Source organism: Chloroflexota bacterium (genome assembly GCA_016887485.1).
Lineage (GTDB): Bacteria > Chloroflexota > Anaerolineae > Anaerolineales > Anaerolineaceae > Brevifilum.
Map to the genome: position 1 here is coordinate 2,305,577 of CP069394.1, position 21,043 is coordinate 2,326,619.

At 50.4% G+C, this 21,043-nt stretch carries 18 protein-coding genes and 1 tRNA gene; 16 read left to right on the forward strand and 3 right to left on the reverse strand.

The annotated features are described in order from the left end of the window. The first annotated feature begins 5 nt into the window (after positions 1–5). Complete coding sequence (locus JR338_10520; GenBank protein QRN82842.1) at positions 6–206, forward strand: hypothetical protein; 201 nt, start codon at positions 6–8, stop codon at positions 204–206. Between the two features lie 90 nt (positions 207–296). Next, the gene (locus tag JR338_10525; protein QRN82843.1) at positions 297–1,823 is read left to right on the forward strand and encodes a glycosyltransferase family 39 protein; all 1,527 of its coding nucleotides are present in this window, start codon (positions 297–299) and stop codon (positions 1,821–1,823) included. A 24-nt stretch (positions 1,824–1,847) separates the two neighbouring features. On the opposite strand, the gene JR338_10530 is transcribed toward JR338_10525, so the two are convergent. Continuing rightward, positions 1,848–3,371 (reverse strand): hypothetical protein, encoded by a 1,524-nt coding sequence (locus JR338_10530; GenBank protein QRN82844.1) that lies wholly within the window; start codon positions 3,369–3,371, stop codon positions 1,848–1,850. Positions 3,372–3,519: 148 nt separating this feature from the next. Between JR338_10530 and JR338_10535 the strand changes: the two genes are divergently transcribed. The 12 genes from JR338_10535 to JR338_10590 all read left to right on the forward strand — a co-directional run bounded on the left by JR338_10535 (position 3,520) and on the right by JR338_10590 (position 16,050). Next, positions 3,520–3,966 (forward strand): transcriptional repressor, encoded by a 447-nt coding sequence (locus JR338_10535; GenBank protein ID QRN82845.1) that lies wholly within the window; start codon positions 3,520–3,522, stop codon positions 3,964–3,966. A 41-nt stretch (positions 3,967–4,007) separates the two neighbouring features. After that, a complete protein-coding gene (locus JR338_10540) occupies positions 4,008–4,883 on the forward strand; it encodes a VIT1/CCC1 transporter family protein (GenBank protein ID QRN82846.1) in 876 nt (291 codons plus the stop codon). A 151-nt stretch (positions 4,884–5,034) separates the two neighbouring features. Beyond that, complete coding sequence (locus JR338_10545; protein ID QRN82847.1) at positions 5,035–5,847, forward strand: hypothetical protein; 813 nt, start codon at positions 5,035–5,037, stop codon at positions 5,845–5,847. A 45-nt stretch (positions 5,848–5,892) separates the two neighbouring features. Continuing rightward, the gene (locus JR338_10550) at positions 5,893–6,858 is read left to right on the forward strand and encodes a hypothetical protein (protein ID QRN84439.1); all 966 of its coding nucleotides are present in this window, start codon (positions 5,893–5,895) and stop codon (positions 6,856–6,858) included. A gap of 14 nt (positions 6,859–6,872) precedes the next feature. Next, on the forward strand, positions 6,873–7,736 hold the full coding sequence (locus JR338_10555) for a hypothetical protein (GenBank protein ID QRN82848.1): 864 nt from the start codon (positions 6,873–6,875) through the stop codon (positions 7,734–7,736). A gap of 149 nt (positions 7,737–7,885) precedes the next feature. After that, on the forward strand, positions 7,886–8,647 hold the full coding sequence (locus tag JR338_10560; protein QRN84418.1) for a GNAT family N-acetyltransferase: 762 nt from the start codon (positions 7,886–7,888) through the stop codon (positions 8,645–8,647). Positions 8,648–8,894: 247 nt separating this feature from the next. Then, entirely contained in the window at positions 8,895–10,130 is a 1,236-nt protein-coding gene (locus JR338_10565) for an MFS transporter (protein QRN82849.1), read from the forward strand. A 137-nt stretch (positions 10,131–10,267) separates the two neighbouring features. After that, on the forward strand, positions 10,268–11,209 hold the full coding sequence (locus tag JR338_10570) for a hypothetical protein (GenBank protein QRN82850.1): 942 nt from the start codon (positions 10,268–10,270) through the stop codon (positions 11,207–11,209). Between the two features lie 396 nt (positions 11,210–11,605). Beyond that, a complete protein-coding gene (locus JR338_10575; protein QRN82851.1) occupies positions 11,606–11,980 on the forward strand; it encodes a hypothetical protein in 375 nt (124 codons plus the stop codon). Further along, complete coding sequence (gene sfsA / locus JR338_10580) at positions 11,977–12,672, forward strand: DNA/RNA nuclease SfsA (protein ID QRN82852.1); 696 nt, start codon at positions 11,977–11,979, stop codon at positions 12,670–12,672. Before JR338_10575 ends, sfsA begins: the two co-directional genes overlap by 4 nt. A 6-nt stretch (positions 12,673–12,678) precedes the next feature. Further along, positions 12,679–13,458: a hypothetical protein gene (locus JR338_10585; GenBank protein QRN82853.1), complete on the forward strand. Its 780-nt coding sequence runs from the start codon at positions 12,679–12,681 to the stop codon at positions 13,456–13,458. A gap of 195 nt (positions 13,459–13,653) precedes the next feature. Next, positions 13,654–16,050: an endonuclease MutS2 gene (locus tag JR338_10590; GenBank protein QRN82854.1), complete on the forward strand. Its 2,397-nt coding sequence runs from the start codon at positions 13,654–13,656 to the stop codon at positions 16,048–16,050. Positions 16,051–16,086: 36 nt separating this feature from the next. Here the strand turns inward: JR338_10590 and JR338_10595 are convergent. Then, positions 16,087–16,168 (reverse strand) — tRNA-Leu (locus JR338_10595). A 90-nt stretch (positions 16,169–16,258) separates the two neighbouring features. After that, positions 16,259–16,795, reverse strand: a complete 537-nt coding sequence (locus JR338_10600; protein ID QRN82855.1) for a hypothetical protein — start codon at positions 16,793–16,795, stop codon at positions 16,259–16,261. Between the two features lie 508 nt (positions 16,796–17,303). Between JR338_10600 and ychF the strand changes: the two genes are divergently transcribed. Both ychF and JR338_10610 read left to right on the forward strand, forming a co-directional pair. Next, entirely contained in the window at positions 17,304–18,377 is a 1,074-nt protein-coding gene (gene ychF, locus JR338_10605; GenBank protein QRN82856.1) for a redox-regulated ATPase YchF, read from the forward strand. Between the two features lie 456 nt (positions 18,378–18,833). Next, positions 18,834–21,035: a UvrD-helicase domain-containing protein gene (locus JR338_10610; protein QRN82857.1), complete on the forward strand. Its 2,202-nt coding sequence runs from the start codon at positions 18,834–18,836 to the stop codon at positions 21,033–21,035. The last annotated feature ends 8 nt before the right edge of the window (positions 21,036–21,043 follow it).

The following is a 21,043-nucleotide window of genomic DNA, read 5'->3' on the forward strand; positions in this document are numbered from 1 at the left end:
GGGCATTGGCTATCCTTCTGGCTCAGGTGGAGGTTCAGGTGGGCGCGTTGGACCACGCTGCTGAATCGGGCTTTCACTGGCTGCCTTTCAACAAGTTGGAGCTGCAGTTCTATAATATCCGACATGTGCAGCAGCACACCGGTGAGCTTTGCGAGCGTTTCGGCGCGCATGGCGAGGTGGAGGTAGGTTGGGTGGGGATGGGTTAGGCCAGGAGTTGACCCGTTTTTGTTATACTGTTTGTGACCCCTTATGATTGTCGTCATCAGCCTGGAAAGAATGGGGGCTAGGATAGGAGTATGATGAAAGATAAGAATCACAATTTCATCCTTGTGGGCCTGTTATTCATTTTTGGGCTGTTTGTGCGGCTGTACTTCTTTGTGGGCAACCATTTCCCTTTGCATGATGGCGGTTTCTTCTATGTCCTGATCCAGGAGCTGATATCGAACAATTTCAGCCTGCCCGCTTTTTCTTCCTATAACAACGCCAATATCCCCTTCCTCTACCCGCCTTTTGGGTTCTACTTTGTGGGCGGGATTGAGTTCCTGTTTGGTGTGGATCGCCTGCAGTTGATGCAGGTTGTGCCTCTTTTGGTCACTTCGCTGACCGTCCCGGCTTTCTATTTTCTGGCGTTTGAGATTTTAAAGAGGCGGGAGAAGGCATTTGCTTCTGCGCTGATTTTCTCTTTGCTGCCATACAGCTATAAATGGCTGATAATGGGCGGCGGGATCACGCGGTCCTTTGGGGCTTTGTTCGCGGTTCTGGCGTTGATTTTCTTGATCAGGTTTTTTCGAGAGGGTCGTTGGCAAGCAGGTGTGCTTTGTGCCTTATCATGCGGGCTGACGGTTTTATCCCATCCTGAATGGGCCTGGTTCTTGTTTTATTCCATCGGAATCTACCTGCTCGTCTCTCTTCTCAGCAAGCAGAAAAAGGTGCTGCTCCGTTCAGCTCTTATTTTGTTCGGGACGGCACTTGTGATTCTCCCCTGGGTTTTGAAAATTTATTCCCCTAAGGTTTTGCATCCCTTGCAGGATAGCGGCTTTTCAAGAGCTGGAGAAATCTTGAAATTCCTTATGCTCAGCTGGTCTGGTGAGCTTCTTTTCCCGGTTTTGACCGTCTTGGCGTTGATTGGCCTGGGCCTGGCCATCAAGGAAAAAGCTTTGTTGATGGTTGTGTGGCTCCCTGCTGTCTTTATCCTTCAGGGCCGGGCGGCGAACCAAAAAGCAGTAATCCCCCTGGCACTCTTGGCAGGTATGGGCTTGGTCAGCCTGGCTGATTGGCTGAATACCCGACACCCTGGCTTTATTAAATCATTTGTATTTAAACTTCTGGGTGCCTTCGTCCTGATTTATACCGTGATCGGCAGTATGATCTCTGTTATCGGATATGCGCAACCATTAAGCGCTCAGGAATTGGAAAGCATCAGCTGGATCGGGCAAGCAACCCCAGCCAATTCGAATTTTCTGATGTTATCCGGGGAAGGGTGGGTTGAGGAAGATTATTCGGAGTGGATGGTCTCCTTGACCGGGCGGAACAGCGTCTCTCTGGTTCAGGGATATGAATGGATGCCGGATTTTTCGGGCAGGATCGCTAAATATGATCAGATCCAATATCAATATTCGCGGGGAATGGAACCTCTGATCACCTGGTTGCAGGAGAATGACATCGCCGTTGATTACCTGATTATTCCAAAGCTGAACACCTCCACCATCGGTAAGTCAAACGTATTCGGGCTTCACTGGGAAGATGCCAGGGGGTATCCGGGTGTGGAAACCGCCTATGAAAATGACGAGATCCTAATTTTGGATATAACGGGAATAGAATGAAAGATCTAAAGCGCTAATTAATCTTCAATCCAGATAGTAATAATATATTCCACTGTCTTGATATTCGGAAATCTCTCCGGCATCAATGGAGAGGTCAAGTTCTGGAAGGGCGTTGACGTCAATCAGGACCAGGGCGCTTTGGCTGAAGTTTTCCCTGATGAGCTGGTTGATACAGTGCAGATCAGGGCAGGCTATAAGCGATTCGTTGAAGGAAACCAGCCAGGCTTTTTCAGGTGCGAACTCGGTACCATACCACTCATTTAGCACGGTAGTCTGGGAGAGGTATGGCGCCCACTCGAAGAAGGTCTCGGCGCCGATCACGACCAGGTCAGCCTGGGTGGGATTGATCGCGTCAATATTCTCCAATAAGGCTATTTGATCATTGCTGAGGATGGTGTCGGGCGAGATCAGCTCCCGATTGAGGCAGAAATGGAGCGAGTCAACGGCTGCCAGGATGACAATCAGCGGCAGCAGGATGATGTAGGGCAGCCATTTTTTCCTGGGAGGCAGCTCACGGGCCTGGCGTTTCAGAATCATCAGGTCCAGGGCAAAACCGAGAAAGACCACCCCGATGATTCCCATGATCCAAAGCTCTCTGGGAACCAGGCTGGCAAGGACCAGCAGGAGCAGGGTGCTGTATTGTCTGAAATAAATCAGGACACAGAGGGTGAAGATGAACAGCAGGGGGAATATGGCGGAAATCGGCGCTCGAGAGAATTGATGGATGCTCAACAGGGCGTTGAGCAGGAAATTGATGTAAGCCGTATGCTGGCCGGTAAAACTCTCGATAAAGAATGCCAGCCCATGCTTCCAAAGCACAACCCCCCAATAAACGCTTGAGAGGATGACAGCTGTCCCGCCCAGAAGGAGGATATTAAGCAGCAGTTGTTTGATCCGTCCCTTTTCCTGTTTCAACAACTTAAGGAAGAAACTGAAAAAGATAAAGACGGAGACATAGGCGCTGGCGGGTGAAGCGGTGATGCAAAAAGCCCAGATGGTGGCTGCCAGAAAGAGCTTCTTTTTATCGTTTGGGCTTTGGGTGAATTCCCAAAAGGCATCCAGAAGGAGGATGATGAATAGGGCTCCAAAGCTCTCCGCCAGCCCCGCAGCCTCCACCTGATCCATAAAGCTGAGCGGGAGGATGGCATAGAGGGCGAGGGCTAGTAATCGTACTAAGGGGTTTTGGATGATTTTCTTGGTGAGGCGGAAGAAAGCGACCAGCGCCAGGAAGCCGACCAAAGGCGGGAGGGCATTCGTCACCAGGAATTTTGGCAGGCCCAGGGTGAAGGCGAAGAAGGCTTCAAAATAGAATGGAAGCGGGGGATAGGCAAATGGCAGCCCACCCAACGAATAATTGGGGATGGTGGTGGGCAGAGCATAGTGATTCAAAAAGATCTGACGGGAAAATTCAAGGTATAGGCCGCCTAAAGTCCAGGGGCTGGTGAATCCAACGACACCCAGGTGGTAAAGCCTGAGAAACGACCCAATGCTCAGGATCAGGAGCGAAGCGATGGTCATTAATTTGGGATTGCTTTTTTCATTAGCCATAATGTGAAAATGGTTTTCGCGATTGGGGGCTAAACAATACTTATATTGTAATCCAGCAAATTCTCCATTCATGAACTAATGTCTTGACATTTCATTTTGGGTAATCTATAATTACATAATATTTGTAATGATTATAAAGTAGGTTAAAATGAATTCTGTTCAACACCTTATTGATACTCTAAAAACAGCCGGCTGCCGGATCACTCCCCAGCGCCGGAGGATTTGTGCTTATCTGGTTTCGCACGACACCCATCCCACTGCGGCGATGATTTATGATGAGCTCAAGGAGGAGATGCCGTCGCTATCTTTGATGACGGTCTATAATACGCTGAATACCCTTTCAGATCTGGGCGCGATCCACGTGATCGGTCAGGCTGGGGATGACACGGTCCATTATGATGCGGACATTGATCCGCATATCAATGTGATTTGTGTCAACTGCCATACGATCATGGATATTCCGAGCGATCATCTTGTGGAAATCCGCCAGGAAATTGATGAGCAAAGTGGTTTTAAGCTGATCGGCGCGAGAATGTCATTTTATGGCCTTTGCCCGGACTGCCAGGCGAAAGCAGAAAAAGAATCAGGGACCTAACACCAACACATCGGCACACCAATACCATAGAGGAGTTTTGAATGGAAATATCGCCTGAAATTAGACAGGAATTATTAAAGGCGCAAAAAACCGAGATCACCGAGTATCTGGTCTATCGGAATATTGCCAAAAGCATCAAAGACGAGAATAATCGCAAGATCGTGGAAGAAATCGGGGCGGATGAAAAGCGGCATTCTGAGATCTGGAAGTCCTATACGGGCAAAGAGGTTCAGCCCAACCGCTTTCAAGTAGCTTTATACACGGTCATCTCCCGGTTTTTTGGGCTGACCTTTGGTCTCAAGCTGATGGAGCGGGGTGAAGAGCGCGCTCAGGTGAATTATGAGCTGATTGAGGACGAGATTCCCGAAGCGCGAGCTGTGATCCATGATGAAGACAGCCATGAAGAAAAGCTGCTGAACATGTTGGATGAGGAAGCTTTGGTCTATGCCGGGTCGGTTGTGTTAGGGCTGAACGATGCGCTGGTTGAGCTGACCGGTGCGCTGGCCGGGCTCACCCTGGCATTCCGCGATGTGAACACCATCGCCCTATCCGGATTGGTGACGGGCATTGCGGCCTCGCTTTCGATGGCGGCATCGGAATACCTATCGACCGGTTCAGAGGACACTGAGAAAAACCCCATCCGAGCGGCGATTTACACCGGCATTGCCTATGTGGTCACGGTAGCCTTGCTGATCCTGCCTTTCCTGGTCTTGAATAATGCTTATGTTGCCCTGGCTATCTCGGTCACGACATCCGTGGTGATCATCGCACTATTCAATTTCTATATTTCGGTGGCGAAGGATTTGAACTTTGCGCATCGTTTCTTTGAGATGGCGGGCCTGAGCCTCAGCGTGGCGACCTTCAGCTTCTTGGTTGGTTTTGTGCTCAGCAATGTGTTTGGTGTAGGCGGTGCATAAAACCAAGTAAAAGTTATCAAAAATCAACAGCCTCATAGTCACTATGGGGCTGTTTTTATTTTTGATTGTGTGGGGGTAATTTGGTTATGCTCTCTGATACAATAATGGTAATTCCAGTGAGCGATGACAAAATGTGGTAAGGGAGGGTGCTATGGGGTTGATAAAACGAGGGTTCAATCTTGTGTTGGTGGGTTTAATTTTCATGATGACCGCCTGTACTTCCTCGAGCCCACAATCAGATAATTCTACTGAATCGCCGGATTGGCAGGCTACGGTAACAGCGTTCAGGGATTTCGTCCGGGGGCAAAATCTCACAGATGATGATATCGTAAATGATATTCCTGATCCACAAGGGGATTTTGATCCGAATGAACTGCTGGAATATCTACCTCATTTGCACCTCAAACCTGGATATACATTGGATTATGTCTATTTTGAGGGGGCAATTAGCGGCGAACCATTCCTTTATGTTCGCAGGATTACCGACCCACCATTGGATAACGCCTGGGCCTATCTGGATCAAAGTGAGGAATGTGAGCAGGGAGCTAATCCAACCGCCTGCCACTATTGGTATTTTATTGAGACGGATGGCAGCGAAGAGGGGTATTTTGAGCTGGTGCTGTTGAAAATGATGGGCGGCCAATTTTATTTGTTTTGGCATTCATGTTATGACGATGTGGAGATTGTTGCCAGCGAAGAGCGGTTGATTGAATTGGTCAATTCGATCGGACGCGATGATTCAAGCATTGAGCTGACTGAAACTCAAAAGAGAGAAGCTTTGAAGATTGACCCCACCCCGCAAATCACCTTTGGGCCAGGAAGAGTCAAAGTTCGAGTAGTGTGGTTTACTCATTGGGGGGGATTTACGGAAACAATCTATACAATATCGACTCATTCACTAACGAAAATTATCCCGAGCTTTTCCAGGGCTCTTGTTAAGTATGATTGTGGCATTATCTATTGAGAGTCGCGGATTTTTTAGATTGCAGCATTTCAAGGTGAGGGTGATATGAGACCAATTAATCGATATATCTTGATAACAGTGACAATCTGTTTGCTCTTTTCGCTGACAGCCTGCAACCTGTTTGGGAAGGATACTACGCAGACGCCCACGGCGACCCAACCGACTGCGACCGCTACGGAGACTTTGCAGCCAACGGCGACATCAACGGTGACGCCGACCGCGACGCCAACGGTTACTCCGACCGCGGCACCGACCAGAACGCCGGTCACCAGGCTGGATGATGGTGATGGCGGGCAGAACATGAACTACTGGCAAGATACGGTGACAGCCCTAAGGGTTTTGGTTGGTGAACAGCAGCTCCCGGATTATTATCTCGATCCCGAGGCTCCTGTGACAGAGGAAGAGTTTGACCCAAATCTGCTTCTGGAACCTTTAACCCATCTGCATATGAGGTCAGGCTATACGTTGGATTTTGTCTATTGGATGAGTGATCTGGGTGGATACCCAATCATCTATGCCCATAAGACGACTGTTGCCCGTTTTGAAAGTATTGAAGCCTTCGATGCCGCATATGGCGAATGTAACATCGAAACTAACCCGGCATCCTGCCATTATAGCGATTTAATTGAGACGGATGGCAGTCAGGAGGGTTATTTTGAATTGAGCCTGGTGCAAATGATGGGGGAACAGTTTTATCAATTCTGGCATGCCTATTACAATGACCTCCAAATTGTTGCCAGCCAGGAGCGGTTGGAAGAAATAATTGAAATGAATGCCAACGAAGATTTTGGCTATAAGTTAACTGAAGAGCAGATCAATGCTGCCCGGGAGATTGACTTCACGCCGGTTGTGGTGATTGATAGTGATTCAGTCACTGTCCGGTTCGTTTATTTTACCTATTGGGGTGGCTTCTACGATGTGACAGTCGAAATCCTTTTAACAAGGCCCTACCAATATGAATTGATCGAAGAAGATAATGTTGTCCCATATGATTGCGGGGTCTTGTTCTAAGCAGGGTTAATGGTATGGATTCTATTGGAGAAAAAGGGGTCGCAATGAAAACCTCGAAACGTTGGGTCTTAATGCTTCTAACTGTGTGCATGCTCTTTTCGTTATCTGCGTGCAGTTGGCTGGGAATTGAAGGCAGGCTTAATCCCATCTCAACGCAAAAGACCGCCTCGGCCATCACGGCCCTGGTGCGCAGCCAGCCTTTCCCCGAACAATATTACGATGCCGTGATATATGATCCTGAGGTTGTATTTGATCCCAACCAGCTCTTGGAAGCCCTAACCCATCTGCGGATCAAACCGGGTTACACTTTGGATTTTGTCTATTACTTAGATTTTGGTTTCGATACCGGATATTCAATTGTCTATTCTCATAAAACAAGCGAGCCACGTTTTGAGACTGTTGAAGAATATCAGGCACAATTAGGCGAATGTGACCCTGATCTCAATCCGACTTCCTGTGAATGTACGGATTTCATCGAAACTGATGGGACCAAGGCGGGCTATTTTGAGTTTGTTTTATTTGACATTATGCGATATCAGATTTATCGGATTGGTCATGCACAATATGGTGAAAATGAAGTAATTACCAGCAAGGCGCGCTTGGATGTGTTGTCTGAGGAGATTGGGAGCCCACCTGAGGCCGGTAGCTATAGTTGGGGCAATCCTTTTACTGATCAGCAGAAACGGAGAATCCGGCAGATCGATCCCGTTCCAAGAGTCATTATTTTGGATGAAGAAGTGACCGTACGAGTGGTTATATTCTCAAGGTGGGGCGGTTTTTATGAAGTGACAGTGACCCTCGCGCCGGATATGCCGCACACGATTTTAAATATCGATTTAAAGAATTTAATTATGTATGATTGTGGCATAATGTTTTAATCAAGGTTGTTGAATATAAGTATTTATTAAATCCGGCCATAGGCAGGAGCAAGGTTATGGACATAAAACTAAAGCGATATGACGAGGCGGGGGCTTTCCTGGCGGCAGTGGGCGAGGAACTGTATGCCCAGACTGCGATCAACAACCTGATGCTCGGGATTTGTGAGCGTCTAGTGCAGGACCCGGCTGCCTATGATAATCCGCTTTTCATCTCAGTCCGTGGTCACTCCGGTGAACTGCTGCTGGCGGCTGTGATGACCCCGCCGCACAACCTGATTCTGGCGGAAGGGGTGGATTTTGGGTTGGGACTGCCCTCGTTGATCGAACACCTGCGAGAAAATAAAATTGGCATTCCCGGCGTGATCGGCTCTGTCGATTGCGCCGAGGCATTTTATGAGCACTGGAAAAGCGTTACAGGGCTGGAGGGGGAGGTGGGGATGTACCAGCGGATCTATGAACTTCGCCAGGTCAACCTGCCGAAGATTCCTCCGGGACATTCCAGAGTGGCGTGGCCGGAGGATGCCCAACGGATTGCTGGATGGATCCAGGCGTTTGAAAATGAAGCGCTTGGCAAGGAGGAGCCCCTCAAGCCTGATTGGGCCGAGCGAGTAATTCATGAGGGGAAGATGTTCCTGTGGGTAGATGAGGGCCAACCGGTGGCGATGGCGATGAAAACCCGCCCGTTGAAGCATTCCATCACGGTCAGCGCGGTCTATACCCCGCCGGAACATCGCCAGCGCGGTTATGCCACCGCCCTGGTGGCGCGGCTCAGCCAGCACTTGCTGGACATGGGTTATGAATTCATTAATTTGTTCACCGATCTCGAAAATCCCACTTCCAATTCGATCTATCAAAAGATCGGCTATCGTCCGGTGATTGATTTCCGCTCCTACCGTTTCAAGCAGAATTAAGAGAAACTCATCCCGGTTGATCTATTGCGGATGGATTGGATATTATCAAATTTGAAGTTCTACTCGATTTAGCCCTTAATGGCGTTGGTGGATTAACTATAAAACAAGGTTTGAAAAACGTCTGTTCATATTTAAACAGGCGTTTTTAATCTGCCCAGGGAACAATTGGTAGTAGACTTGTGATTGTAGTTGCTTTGTGATTAATTTTTACTGATTTAGTACGTGTTCCTTATTATGAAGGAAAAATATGACTGAAAATAAATTTGGGACAAAGATCAAATCGCTTCCCCGAAACGTCTGGGCGGTCAGTCTGACCAGCTTTTTTATGGATATATCCAGTGAAATGGTGATCAACATTCTGCCGCTGTTTTTGTCCAATGTGCTGGGAGTCCAAACAAGCATCATTGGGATGATTGAGGGCATTGCAGAAGCCACCGCCAGCATCCTGAAGGTTTTTTCGGGCTGGCTGTCGGATAAGCTGGGAGGACGCAAGTGGATTGCCGTGGCTGGTTATGCCATCTCCGCCCTGGCGAAGCCCTTCTTTTATATTGCGGATACTTGGGGCGTGGTAGCCGGTGTTCGTTGGGCTGATCGGGTCGGTAAGGGCGTGCGGACTGCGCCGCGGGATGCTCTGGTGGCTGATTCGATTGAACCCAAGCAGCGCGGCCTGGCCTTTGGCTTTCACCGGGCTGCGGACACGGCCGGAGCTGTGCTTGGGCTCTTGATCTCGGCCTTGGTGATCTGGCTGGCCCAGTCCAATACGGTGAAGTTGGGCGCGAGCACCTTCAAAACGGTGGTCCTGATCAGTTTGGTGCCTGCGCTTATCGCTGTGCTCAGCCTGGTCATTGGGGCGAAGGACGTCAAGCGGGGTGAAGCCGTCAAAGCGCCCAAGATCACATTCAAAGGTCTGGGGAAACCTTTTCTGTTTTTCATGCTGATCGTGGGGATCTTTGATCTCGGTAACTCTTCGGATGCTTTCCTCGTGCTGCGGGCACAGGAACGCGGGATCAGCGTATTAGGCATTTTGATCATGCTGGCCGTTTTCAATATGGTCTATAGCCTGATATCCACCCCGGCAGGGGCTTTATCGGATAAGATTGGCCGGCGCAAGGTGATCATTGGCGGTTGGCTGATCTATGCCCTGATCTATTTGGGATTTGCCCTGGCCCAGCGCCCCTGGCATATCTGGGTCCTGTATGTGACCTACGGCATTTATTACGGTCTGGCTTATGGGACCGCGAAAGCGATGGTGGCCGACCTGGTTGCGCCGGAACTGCGTGGGACGGCCTATGGGACATATAACGCCATCCTTGGCATTATTGACTTCCCCGCTTCGCTGATTGCCGGTCTGCTCTGGCAGGGTGTTGGTGGGTGGAGCGGTTTTGGCCCATCGGCGCCATTCCTGTTTGGCAGTGGGCTGGCTTTCCTGGCAGCCATTTTAATGTTCTTCTGGAAACCAAAAGCGGTTGAAGTAACCGATTAAGAACTAACAATACTGATTTATTACCATAAGACGCCTTAATAGGCGTCTTACCTTTTAATATATTGACATTATTTTTCAATTGACTATACAATAAAGCTATTGAAATCTGGTTTTGAATATTCGGGGAGGAGGGCACGATGACGATCTTCTGGACGATGTTCTGGCTGGGGTTTTTGGGGATTCCGCTGATATTGTTGTTGGGGACATTATTCATGGATAGTGGCTCAGCAGCATCCAATACTCATATCTGGGTTTATAAGGGTTCTAATCGTAAAGTCAAAGATGCTACCGTTGAGGAGGTCTGGAAGCGGCAGAATCCAGGCAAATCCTGGGATAAGCATCAATCCAATATTTATATTACCGTTACGATCATCCTTTGCGTGGGATTTTTGTTTTTATTAGCTAAACTGGCTGGGAGTATTTTTGCTCTGCCAACAGATCGGCCTGGGTTGAGGCTTTTTTGGCAGATCGGGGCACCCATTCTGGGCGCATTGACAGCGGCAATATTTTATGGCCTCCAAACCCTCATCGAAAATTATAAATCCGGCTTTTTGAAAGCCCTTCATATTCTGGCATTGGTGTTGACGGCGGTTGGCGTGATTGGGGCTCTGGTGCTGACCTTCTTGAAACGCCCTTTGCCTATCTCCCAGCATTGGATCTGGGCCCCTGTTGGCGCCACAGCCTTTTTCCTGCTCGTGGACCAGATCTTAGGGGGTGCGAAGAAAGAAAGGGCCAGCAAGGGTGGCGGGAACCTTGAGGGCTGGGCCTATGAAGTTAAGTATATGGTTGCCAGCGGAATGGACATCAAGGATTTTCGAGCAATAATGGAATTTGCCATTTACCAATTGAAAGCAGGAGAATTGGACTGGAAAATCCAAAATGATAAATTCTTCAAGCAGACCGAGGATATCTTACTTGATCTTGTCCGGGGTAAATCAATGTCCATTTCGGATGACAAAATTTATTCCGCCAGCAGTGAGGTGACCAAGGCTGTTCAGGCTTTTTATTTCTACAGTGTGGAAAATTTCACCGGTTATGATATGCACCCAAGGATCAGAAAAGCGGTGACAAAGAAATAGGCCAGACCCAAAGGACCAACAGTTCAATCACGAAAGGATTAATCCGCTGAACCCTACTGGGGAAGTGGGTGAATGACTTCCCTGGCAGGTGGTATTCGGGCGCGTAAATCTCTACAATGGTTTTAACAGTCAGGATTGAAAAAGGGTTCTGGGGACTGACCAGGCTAACCAAAACTAGTGAAAACCAGTTTTCTCCTCTATGTTAGCGGAACCCACGCCTTCAGGGAGCGTTACCTTAAGACGCTCCTTGTAGGTTAAGGAGAGAGCGCGAAAGCGCAGCAAATCTGAAGGCCGTTATGGTAGGATTAAAAATCTGAACCATAGCGGTTTTTGTTTTGCCACCTGGCGCACCCCTGTGGATTAGGTGAAATTTCCGAAAGGAAGGTGGAAATAATAATGAAAGGTAAATCTGGCAACCAAGTGGACCTGTTGACCTCGTGGGAGTTGATGGCGATCAATGTGCTATTAGCTGTTGAGCCCAAGGCGGATTTTGACGTGAATGCCGTGCAGGCAAATATGCTGACCCTGATCGAGATGCTGGATGCCGGCAAGCTGGACCCGGCCCTGGAGGATAAGGGCTTTATGCAGAAGACGGAAGCGCTGCTGTTGGCACTGCTGCACGGGGACATGATTGACGTGGTCAACCCGGCCGTCTTTGGCGCGCGGCAGTCTGTGATCGCCGCGGCTCAGGTGATCTATAACTACGCAGTGGCCCGCGGGCTCTGGGCGATCCACCCGGAGATCAAGGGAGCGGCAGGGAAAGAGAAATGAAATTTGGCGAGCTGGTCCCGGCGACCTTCATCAAGAAGGGCAACCGCTTCACCGCGGGTGTCTATCTTGAGAGTGGCGGCGCGACAACAGCCTATATCCCCACCACCGGAAGGCTCACCGGCGCGCTGCGGCCGGGATGCCGGGTCTGGCTGGAGGCGGCTGAGAACCCGGACCGCAAGACGCCCTACACGCTGGTGTTGAGTGAGCTGGCAGATGGGGGCTTATGTTCAGTGAACGCCTATATGGCAAACTGGCTCTTCAGGGAAGCGGTGGAACTGGGGACGCTGGAGGCATTCCCCTATCCCCAAATTGAAGCGGAAGTGCCCTATGGACGCAGCCGGCTGGACTTCAGATTGTCGGATGGAGAAGCGGTCTGCTGGGTGGAGGTCAAATCCGTGACCTATGCTGAGGATGGGGTGGGGATGTTTCCCGATGCGCCGACCGGACGCGGGCGCAAGCACCTGGGTGAGCTGGAGAAGCTGGCTGCTGAGGGCCACCGCGCCGGTGCGGTTTTCATTGCCCAGCGTGAGGATGCCTGCCGCTTCGCGCCCTTCGAACGGATTGACCCGGACTTTGCAGCAGAGCTGCGGCGGGTGAGCGAACTGGGCGTGGAAGTGTTCGCCTTCCGCTGTGCTGTGAGTACTGAGGAGGTTGTGATCGCAGAGGAGATTGAGGTTACACTTTTACCCTAAGCATATATGGAAAAAATAAATGGGAGTGGAATTAAGATGGTTAATGATGAACTAGTGAGCGAAATAACTCGTATCAATAATCATACAATAGGATTTAATTATAAATTTACTGAACAATCTGTATTAGCTAAGGAAATTACGATTTTAAATAATGTTAATCAAGTGAACAATTCAATCGCGCTAATATCTATCCTATATGATGCAACTATTCAATATTTCTCAGGTTATGCCTTAAATATTATGAATGGTTTTCCGCTCTCCGCATTCTCTTGTATCCGTTCATTTCTTGAGACGGCTGCTATATGTTCTTGGTTATCTGATCCAAATATTATGGCTCTAGAAAGGTTGGCTAGACAGATCACTTATCGGATAAATGTTAGCAAATATTACGTTAAACCTTTCCGAAGCGAAGTTGATTACGAATCGTTACTTGAAGATAGCAAGACTTATTCAGAAGGTTTATTTAATGAATTACAAGTAGCAAGTTTCAAAAATGATAAATATAATATGCCTCAAATTTCAACGTTAATTGATGACCAGCTAGCTCAAAAGCCAATTTATTCATATCTATCAAATATTGTTCATGGGCATCATAGTGAGATAATTACATCTGCTGGTGAGGTTAAAAGCTCTATTAATATTCAAGATATGAAGAGAATTCCAATAGAAAGAAAAGTAAATCCTCAATTTGTTAATCAAATAGAAATTTGTATAAAGGACTCGTATATTATCCTTATTGAGAAAATGTGGAATCTCTTTGGCTGGGACTTGAAATTAATTTTATAGTAATGCGATTTTCTAAACGATATCTACATATAGCTTAGAAAAGTGATATTAGGTTTATGTACTTCACTTGGTTATTACCACACTAAAACTTCTCTAGAAATTATCGAAGTTTAATAAATTTATCTCTGAATTTTTCTCCCTCTTTGCCCTTCACCTCTCACTATTCCCCATTATTCGTGATACACTTTCCATCGCATGAACACAAAAGCGTTACATACCCTCGAATACTTGAAGATCATTGACCGGCTGGTGGACTATGCAGATTTTTCCGCCTCAGCCGATTTGGCGCGCCAGTTGACGCCCACCCCTGACCTGGAAGAGGCCAAGCTGCGCCAGGCCGCAACCCGCGAGGCGCGGCATATCCTCAGCCTGGATTCGGATGTTTCGTTCCAAATGGCACAGGATATCCGTCCGATGGTGGGACTGGCTCGGCGCGATGGGGTGCTGGAACCGGGGGATCTGCTCGCCATCCGCAATACCCTGATCGTGGCCCGCACCATCCGGCGCACGCTGGAGAATGTGGCCGCAGACGTCCCGAATCTGGTCAGCCTGGTGGATGGGTTACCGGTGGGGTTGGGGCTGGTGGACCTGATCGGCAAGACGATCTCGGACAGCGGTGAGGTGCAGGATTCGGCCTCGGAGAAGCTGGGTGAGATCCGCCGGGAGATGAAGATCACCTTCGAGCGGATGATGGCCCGGATGCAGAAATACATCTCCGACCCCAATACGGCGAAAATGCTGCAGGAACCGATCATCACTCAACGCAACGGCCGCAACGTGCTGCCTTTGCGGGCGGAATTCAAGGGGCGGATCAAGGCAGTGATCCATGACCAGTCGGCTTCGGGTGCAACCCTGTTCATCGAGCCGCTGGCTGTGGTGGAATGGAATAACCGCTACCGTGAGCTGGAGTTGGCCGAACGTGACGAAGTCCGCCGCATCCTGGCGGAACTGAGCCATTCGGTGGCGATGTACGCGGACACTCTCAATATGATGGTGACGGTGCTGGCAGTGCTGGACCTGGCCTTCATGCGCGCCCGCTATGCCGATGACCTGGATGCCAGCGAGCCGCAGTTACGAGCTTTACCTGAAACACCAAAGGGTAAACACCCCGGCAGCACGATCCGGCTATACAAAGCCCGGCATCCGCTTCTGGACCCGAAAAAAGTGGTGCCGCTGGATATTGATCTGGATAAGGAAACCTATGCCCTGGTGATCACCGGGCCGAACACGGGTGGCAAAACTGTGACGCTCAAAACGATTGGCCTGTTGGTGCTGATGGCGCAATCCGGCCTGCAGATCCCTGCCCAATCCGGCTCGGAGTTAACCGTGTTTGAAGACGTCTTTGCCGACATCGGCGATGAGCAGTCCATTGAACAATCGCTTTCCACTTTCTCCGGCCATGTGACCAACATTGTGGAGATCCTCAAATCCGCTGACAGTCACTCGCTGGTGCTGCTGGATGAGCTTGGCGCAGGCACGGACCCGCAGGAAGGTTCCGCCCTGGCCCGCGCGGTGATGACCCACCTATTGGACCGCAGCATCACCAGCATGATCGCCACCCATTACCCCGAACTGAAAGCCTATGCTCACGCCACGGAAGGCGTGTTGAATGCCAGTGTGGAATTTAACCTGAAGACTTTGCGCCCCACCTATCACCTGGTGATCGGCCTGCCGGGGCGTTCCAATGCGCTGGCGATTGCCGAGAGGCTAGGGCTGCCGGAGGAGATCATCGACTCAGCCCGGTCGGAGATCAACCCTGCGGACCTTAGGGCGGAGGACCTGCTGGATGAAATTCACCGCCAGCGAGACCTGGCGCGGCAATCCCGCGAGGAGGCTGACGAAGCCCGCCGCGAAGCCGAAGCGATCCGTAATGAGCTGGCGAACCGGCTGGATAAAATTGAGGATGAACGCTATGGCGTGCTGGAATCGGCCCGTGAAAGCGCCGAGAAAGACCTTGAGAGTTTGCGCGAGGAGATGGAGACGCTCCGCCGTCAACTGGTCAAAGCCCGCCAGCCGCTGGAGGCTGTGGACGAGGTGGAAGAGGTGGTGGAAGCGCTGGAAGAGGAAATCGCAGAGCCCGTTGTTCGCAAAACACCTTCAAAACCAGTGCGGAAGCCCAAAGGACCGTTACGCCTCGGCGAGAAGGTGCACCTGCGCTCAATTGACCAGGACGGCGTCGTGACGGCTATTGGCGAAGATGAAGTGGAAGTGCAGATTGGTATGCTGCGCATCCGGGCGCGCCTGGGGGATGTGATCCGCAAGGGTGAGCCGGAACCTGAGACCGCGCCCAAGCCGAAAAAGCCCAAAGCCGGCCGGGTGATATTACCCAGTACTCAGGACTCGCCGGGCGTGGAGCTCGATATCCGCGGTCAGCGGGTGGATGAGGGGCTGGATGCCCTTGATCGTTATATTGAACGCGCCTATCTGGTAGGATTGCCATTTGTGCGGATCATCCATGGTAAGGGTACCGGTCGCTTGCGCGATGCGGTCCGGGACGCCCTGACCGCTAACCCGCATATCAGCCGGATTGAATCCGGTGGACGGACGGAAGGTGGAGACGGCGTCACCGTCGCGCATCTCAAGAACAATTAAAAGACAAAGTCCTCACAAAACGTGAGGACTTTTTGATGCCGAAGGAGGGAATCGAACCCTCATACCCGTAGGTACACGATTTTGAGTCGTGCGCGTCTGCCAGTTCCGCCACTTCGGCAAGTGAGACTCCATTTTAACCGTTCACGTGGGGGAGGTCAAGGTGAATAATGCGGGATTCGTCAATGGACATGTTTAAGAAACCTGGATATCAGTCCTGATATACTGCTTTGGCGGCTTTAACCCGCCGGTCCCATTCAGATAGGAATCGCTCATATCCAGCTTTTTTGAAATCATTGCTATCAACAACCTTTGGTCGGCATGAGTTGTAAAATGCTTTGATAAGAGCGGAAAAATGGAGGATAGCCTCGCACCATTCTTTCTCTGAAACAATATATTCTTTATCATCAAATAATAGTCTGATATTACCAAACTCATGGAGAACATCAAAATCTACGCCATCAAAGCACCCAGGAATAATGGCATTCTCTGAGTGCTCATCTACAGCCATATAAAAACCACAACATGGGAAGATTTGGTTTTCGTGCAAGCTATCTTTGATGTAATCAGTTTCAAGCGTGCGGAGCAAAAATATAGCAGCTGCACTTACAGTAAAATCTTCAGTTTTACCATCAACTAGTGTGATCCCATTGACTTCAAGAAATATATTGCCATGCGCACATAAGTCTTTCTCATCATCTTTGGATCCACCAACCCAATGCATATTTCTTGGTTCTAAAATAATCATCTCTATTCCTCCCTGTTGGGACAATTCTGGTGTCAATCTTAAACTGGATTGTGGGAGGGGTCAAGCAAGTAGGGTGCGCTCCGAACTTGAGCGCACCAAAAAGAAGAGGTGCTAAGGTAAAATTTAGTGCGCACAAAAAAGTGCACACCCTATGATCAATGTGGGTAGGGGCGACCCTGCCCGCTTCCCCTGGGAGTAGTGGTCGTTCGTAAAAGCATTCTTTTTGGGGCGGGCACGGAGACCCGCCCCTACGGTCAAAATTAAAATATTGATTTATTTAAAAGATACGCTTGCTTAGTAATTAATTTGGTTCTGCAGGATAAATTTGGTGCGCACAAAAAAGTGCACACCCTACGTTCTAAGCTGGTTTGAAGGAGGGGTCAAGGGAAATGGAAGCTTGTGAAACCTCCTGCCAAATCCGCTGTTCTCAGGTATCATTGGGGGTACATAAAACGGTTTATTTTCTCCGTTGTCCACCTGGGCAGGGGAGTTTTTGATGGAGTGAAAGATGGAATTAGGCATTATCGGTTTACCCCAATCCGGCAAGACCACGCTCTTTAACGCACTAACCCGCGGCGACGTGCCCACAGGGATCAGCGGCGGTAAGGTGGAAGTGCACACCGCTGTGATTGACGTCCCGGATGAGCGCGTGGACCGGCTGACGGAGATGTTCAAATCCAAGAAGATCGTCTATGCCAAGGTGACCTATGCAGATGTGGCCGGGCTCGAGGGCAAGGCTGCGGAGGGCGGCATTTCCGGTCCGCTGCTCAACACCCTGGGCCAGATGGATGGCTTCATCCATGTCGTGCGCCAGTTCGACAGCCCCCTGGTCCCGCACCGGGATGGCAGCATTGATCCCAAGCGTGACCTGGCGAATATGGAAGCCGAATTGATCATCAATGACTTGATCCTGGTGGAACGCAAGCTCCAGCGGCTGGAAGAGGAACGCAAACGGGGCGGCGTGGGGCGGGACAAGGCTGTGGTGGCACGGGAGACGGAACTCTTTGAGAAGCTGCAAGCGCTGCTGACCGAGGAAATCCCCTTGCGCAACGAGACCTTCACCGATGATGAGGAGTTCATGATCTCAAGCTATGGTTTCCTCAGTAAGAAGCCCCAACTGATCGTCGTCAATCACGCAGAGGATCAGACCCCTATCGAGATTGAGACGCCTTTTGCCAGAACCACAGTGGTCAGTATGCCGGCCAAGCTGGAGATGGATATCGCCCAGCTGCCCGCTGAAGAGGCGGAGATCTTCCTGGTGGAGTATGGCATTGAAGAACCTGGGTTGAACCGGTTCATCAAGCTGTCCTATGACCTTCTGGGATTGCAGTCGTTCTTCACCGCTGGCGATAAGGAAACCCATGCCTGGACGGTGGCGCGTGGGGCGTTGGCGCCTGAGGCTGCCGGTGTGATCCATTCCGATATGCAAAAAGGATTCATCCGCGCCGAAGTGGTCTCGTATGATGACCTGATCACCCTGGGCAGCTTTGCAGAAGCCCGTAATCAGGGACGGCTGCGCGTGGAAGGCAAGAAATATGTGATGCAGGATGGGGATGTGATCGAAATCCGCTTCAATATTTAGCGATTAACAAGAATTATCAACTCGTAGGTCACGCATGGTGAGGCAGAGCCGAACCTGCGTGACTTTTTAATTGCTTGATGGAAAATTCAATATTGCGCGGATTAGTCACGCTTCCAGCGAGACCTACGAAGGCTTAAATAAATAAATTAATGGCCGCATCTGACTCATGCGGCCTTTTTTCTGTCACACGAGGTCCGGGTGACTTAGCTGGTTTGGGTTGGATGCCAGGCCAGCCAAAATGAGAGGATCAAAACCGTGGCGAGATAGATTTACAAAGACTTATGGTTATTTGCTTTTGTTTGTCGGTCAAATCCATTCTATAATGACAGTGTTATTAGATTTGTGATAGTGTTTTAAGATTCAACAAATAGATTGCTAAGTCTTTATTCCGGGTTCTCAATTGCACCCCAAGTTCCGTTGACGCAGCTCTGTGGCAACGGTAGAATTTTGGTCATCATGGCAGATATACTCAACGAACTCAATCAACAACAAAAGAATGCTGTCGCCGCGCCGTCAGGACCGGTTTTGGTTTTGGCTGGGCCAGGCTCCGGAAAGACCCGGGTGCTGACCTATCGCGTGGCTTATCTGATCGCTGTGCTGGGCGTTCAGCCCTATCAAATCCTGGCGGTCACCTTCACCAATAAGGCGGCCCGCGAAATGGAAAGCCGCGTGGCGGGATTATTAGGCAATAAGGCGGATGGCCTTTGGCTGGGCACATTCCACCGGATATGCGGTCGAATTTTGCGCCGGGAAGCTTCCTACCTGCCCGTGGATCATAACTTTGTGATCTTCGATTCCGATGACCAGCTCACATTGATCAAACGGGTGATCAAAGAGAAACGCCTGAACGATAAGGACTATCGCCCGCGTCAGGTGCATTCCCTGATCAGCAAAGCCAAGAATGACCTCTTGGGACCGGATGAATTCCCTATTGAGGGCTATCGGGATGAAGTCATCGCAGAGATCTATCAGGCCTATCAGGCCTATCTGATCGCCAGCAACGCGATGGATTTTGACGACATGCTGCTCTATGCCGCCACGCTGCTGGAAACCTATCCGGAAGTGCGTAAAAAGTATGCTCAGCGCTTCACACATATCCTGGTGGACGAATTCCAGGATACCAATATGGCGCAGTATAAGCTGCTCTCTCACCTGGCATCTTTCCACAAGAACATCTTTGTGGTTGGCGATGAGGACCAGTCAATTTATCGTTGGCGCGGTGCAGACTATCACAATGTGGAAAGGTTCATGAGGGACTATCCCGATGCGGGCAAGATCCTCCTGGAACAGAATTACCGCTCCACTCAGAAGATATTGGATGGTGCGGTCGCGGTGATCAATGAGAACGCCAACCGGACCCAGAAGAAACTCTTCACGGACCGCGGCTCTGGTGAGGCGATTGTGGTTAAGGAAGCCTATGACGACAAGGCTGAGGCGGAATATGTGGTGGAAACCATTGACCGTCAGGCTCGTATGGGGCTGGCTAATGAATCGGATTTCGCGGTCATGTATCGCACCAACGCCCAATCCCGCCAACTGGAAGAAGCCTTTCGCCGGGCGAACATGCCCTGCCGGCTGGTTGGCACCCAGCGGTTTTACGGCCGCCGGGAAGTGAAGGATGTGATCGCTTACCTGCGGCTGATCTATAACCCTCGGGATGAGGTCAGCCTGGCAAGGGTGATCAATACGCCGCCCCGCGGGATTGGTTCTGTGACCGAACAGCAGCTCAATGCGGTTGCTCGCCAGGCCGAGATGAGCAGCGGGGAAGTGCTGCTGGCGATGAACACCGAAAAAGGAGCGCCCTTTGTGGAAGCGCTGGAACGCTCTGCCCAGCGATTGTTGCCCTTCAGCAAGCTGCTGCGGGGTTGGCGAGAGAAGCTGAACCGCATTACATTGGGCGAGCTGTTTGATGAGATCGTGCTGGATACGGACTATGAAAGCTACATCGCCGATGAAAGTGAAGAAGATCAGGACCGCTGGGGCAACGTCTTAGAACTGCGTCAGGTTCTGTTGGAGTATGAGGATCGGGATTTGGCGGAATTTCTGGAAGCGATGGCTTTGATGGCCGACCAGGATACTCTGCCCGATTCGTTGGATGCGCCCACCTTGATGACCCTGCACGCCGCCAAGGGGCTGGAATTCCCCCAGGTCTTCATCATTGGCCTGGATGAACAATTTCTGCCGCACAGCCGGTCCAAGGATGATGCTGAATCGATGGCGGAAGAGCGCCGCTTGTTCTATGTGGGGATGACCCGGGCCAAAAACCGGCTTTACCTCACCCGGGCGCTCAGGCGGAGAACCCCCTATGGCAGCTATGAGGATATGATTCCTTCCCGCTTCCTTGAGGATCTGCCGGAGGAACTAATCAAGGGTAAATTCACCCACTCCTATGACACGACGGAGACCTACGATCGGTCTTCTTACCAATGGGAAACGCCTTTTGGTTCGACCAGCGGACGTAAGAAGCCCACACCACCGAAAGCGGTTGAACAGCGATTCCAGCCAGAGATGCAGGTGATGCATCCCACCTATGGAAAAGGTGTGGTTCGAAAGAGTATATTAGAGTATGGGGATGAGACGGTTGAAGTCTATTTTGAGGGTTTGGGGTTGAAAGCGCTGGTGGCCTCAATGTCCAGCCTGCAGATCCTCGAGGATTGAGAACGGAT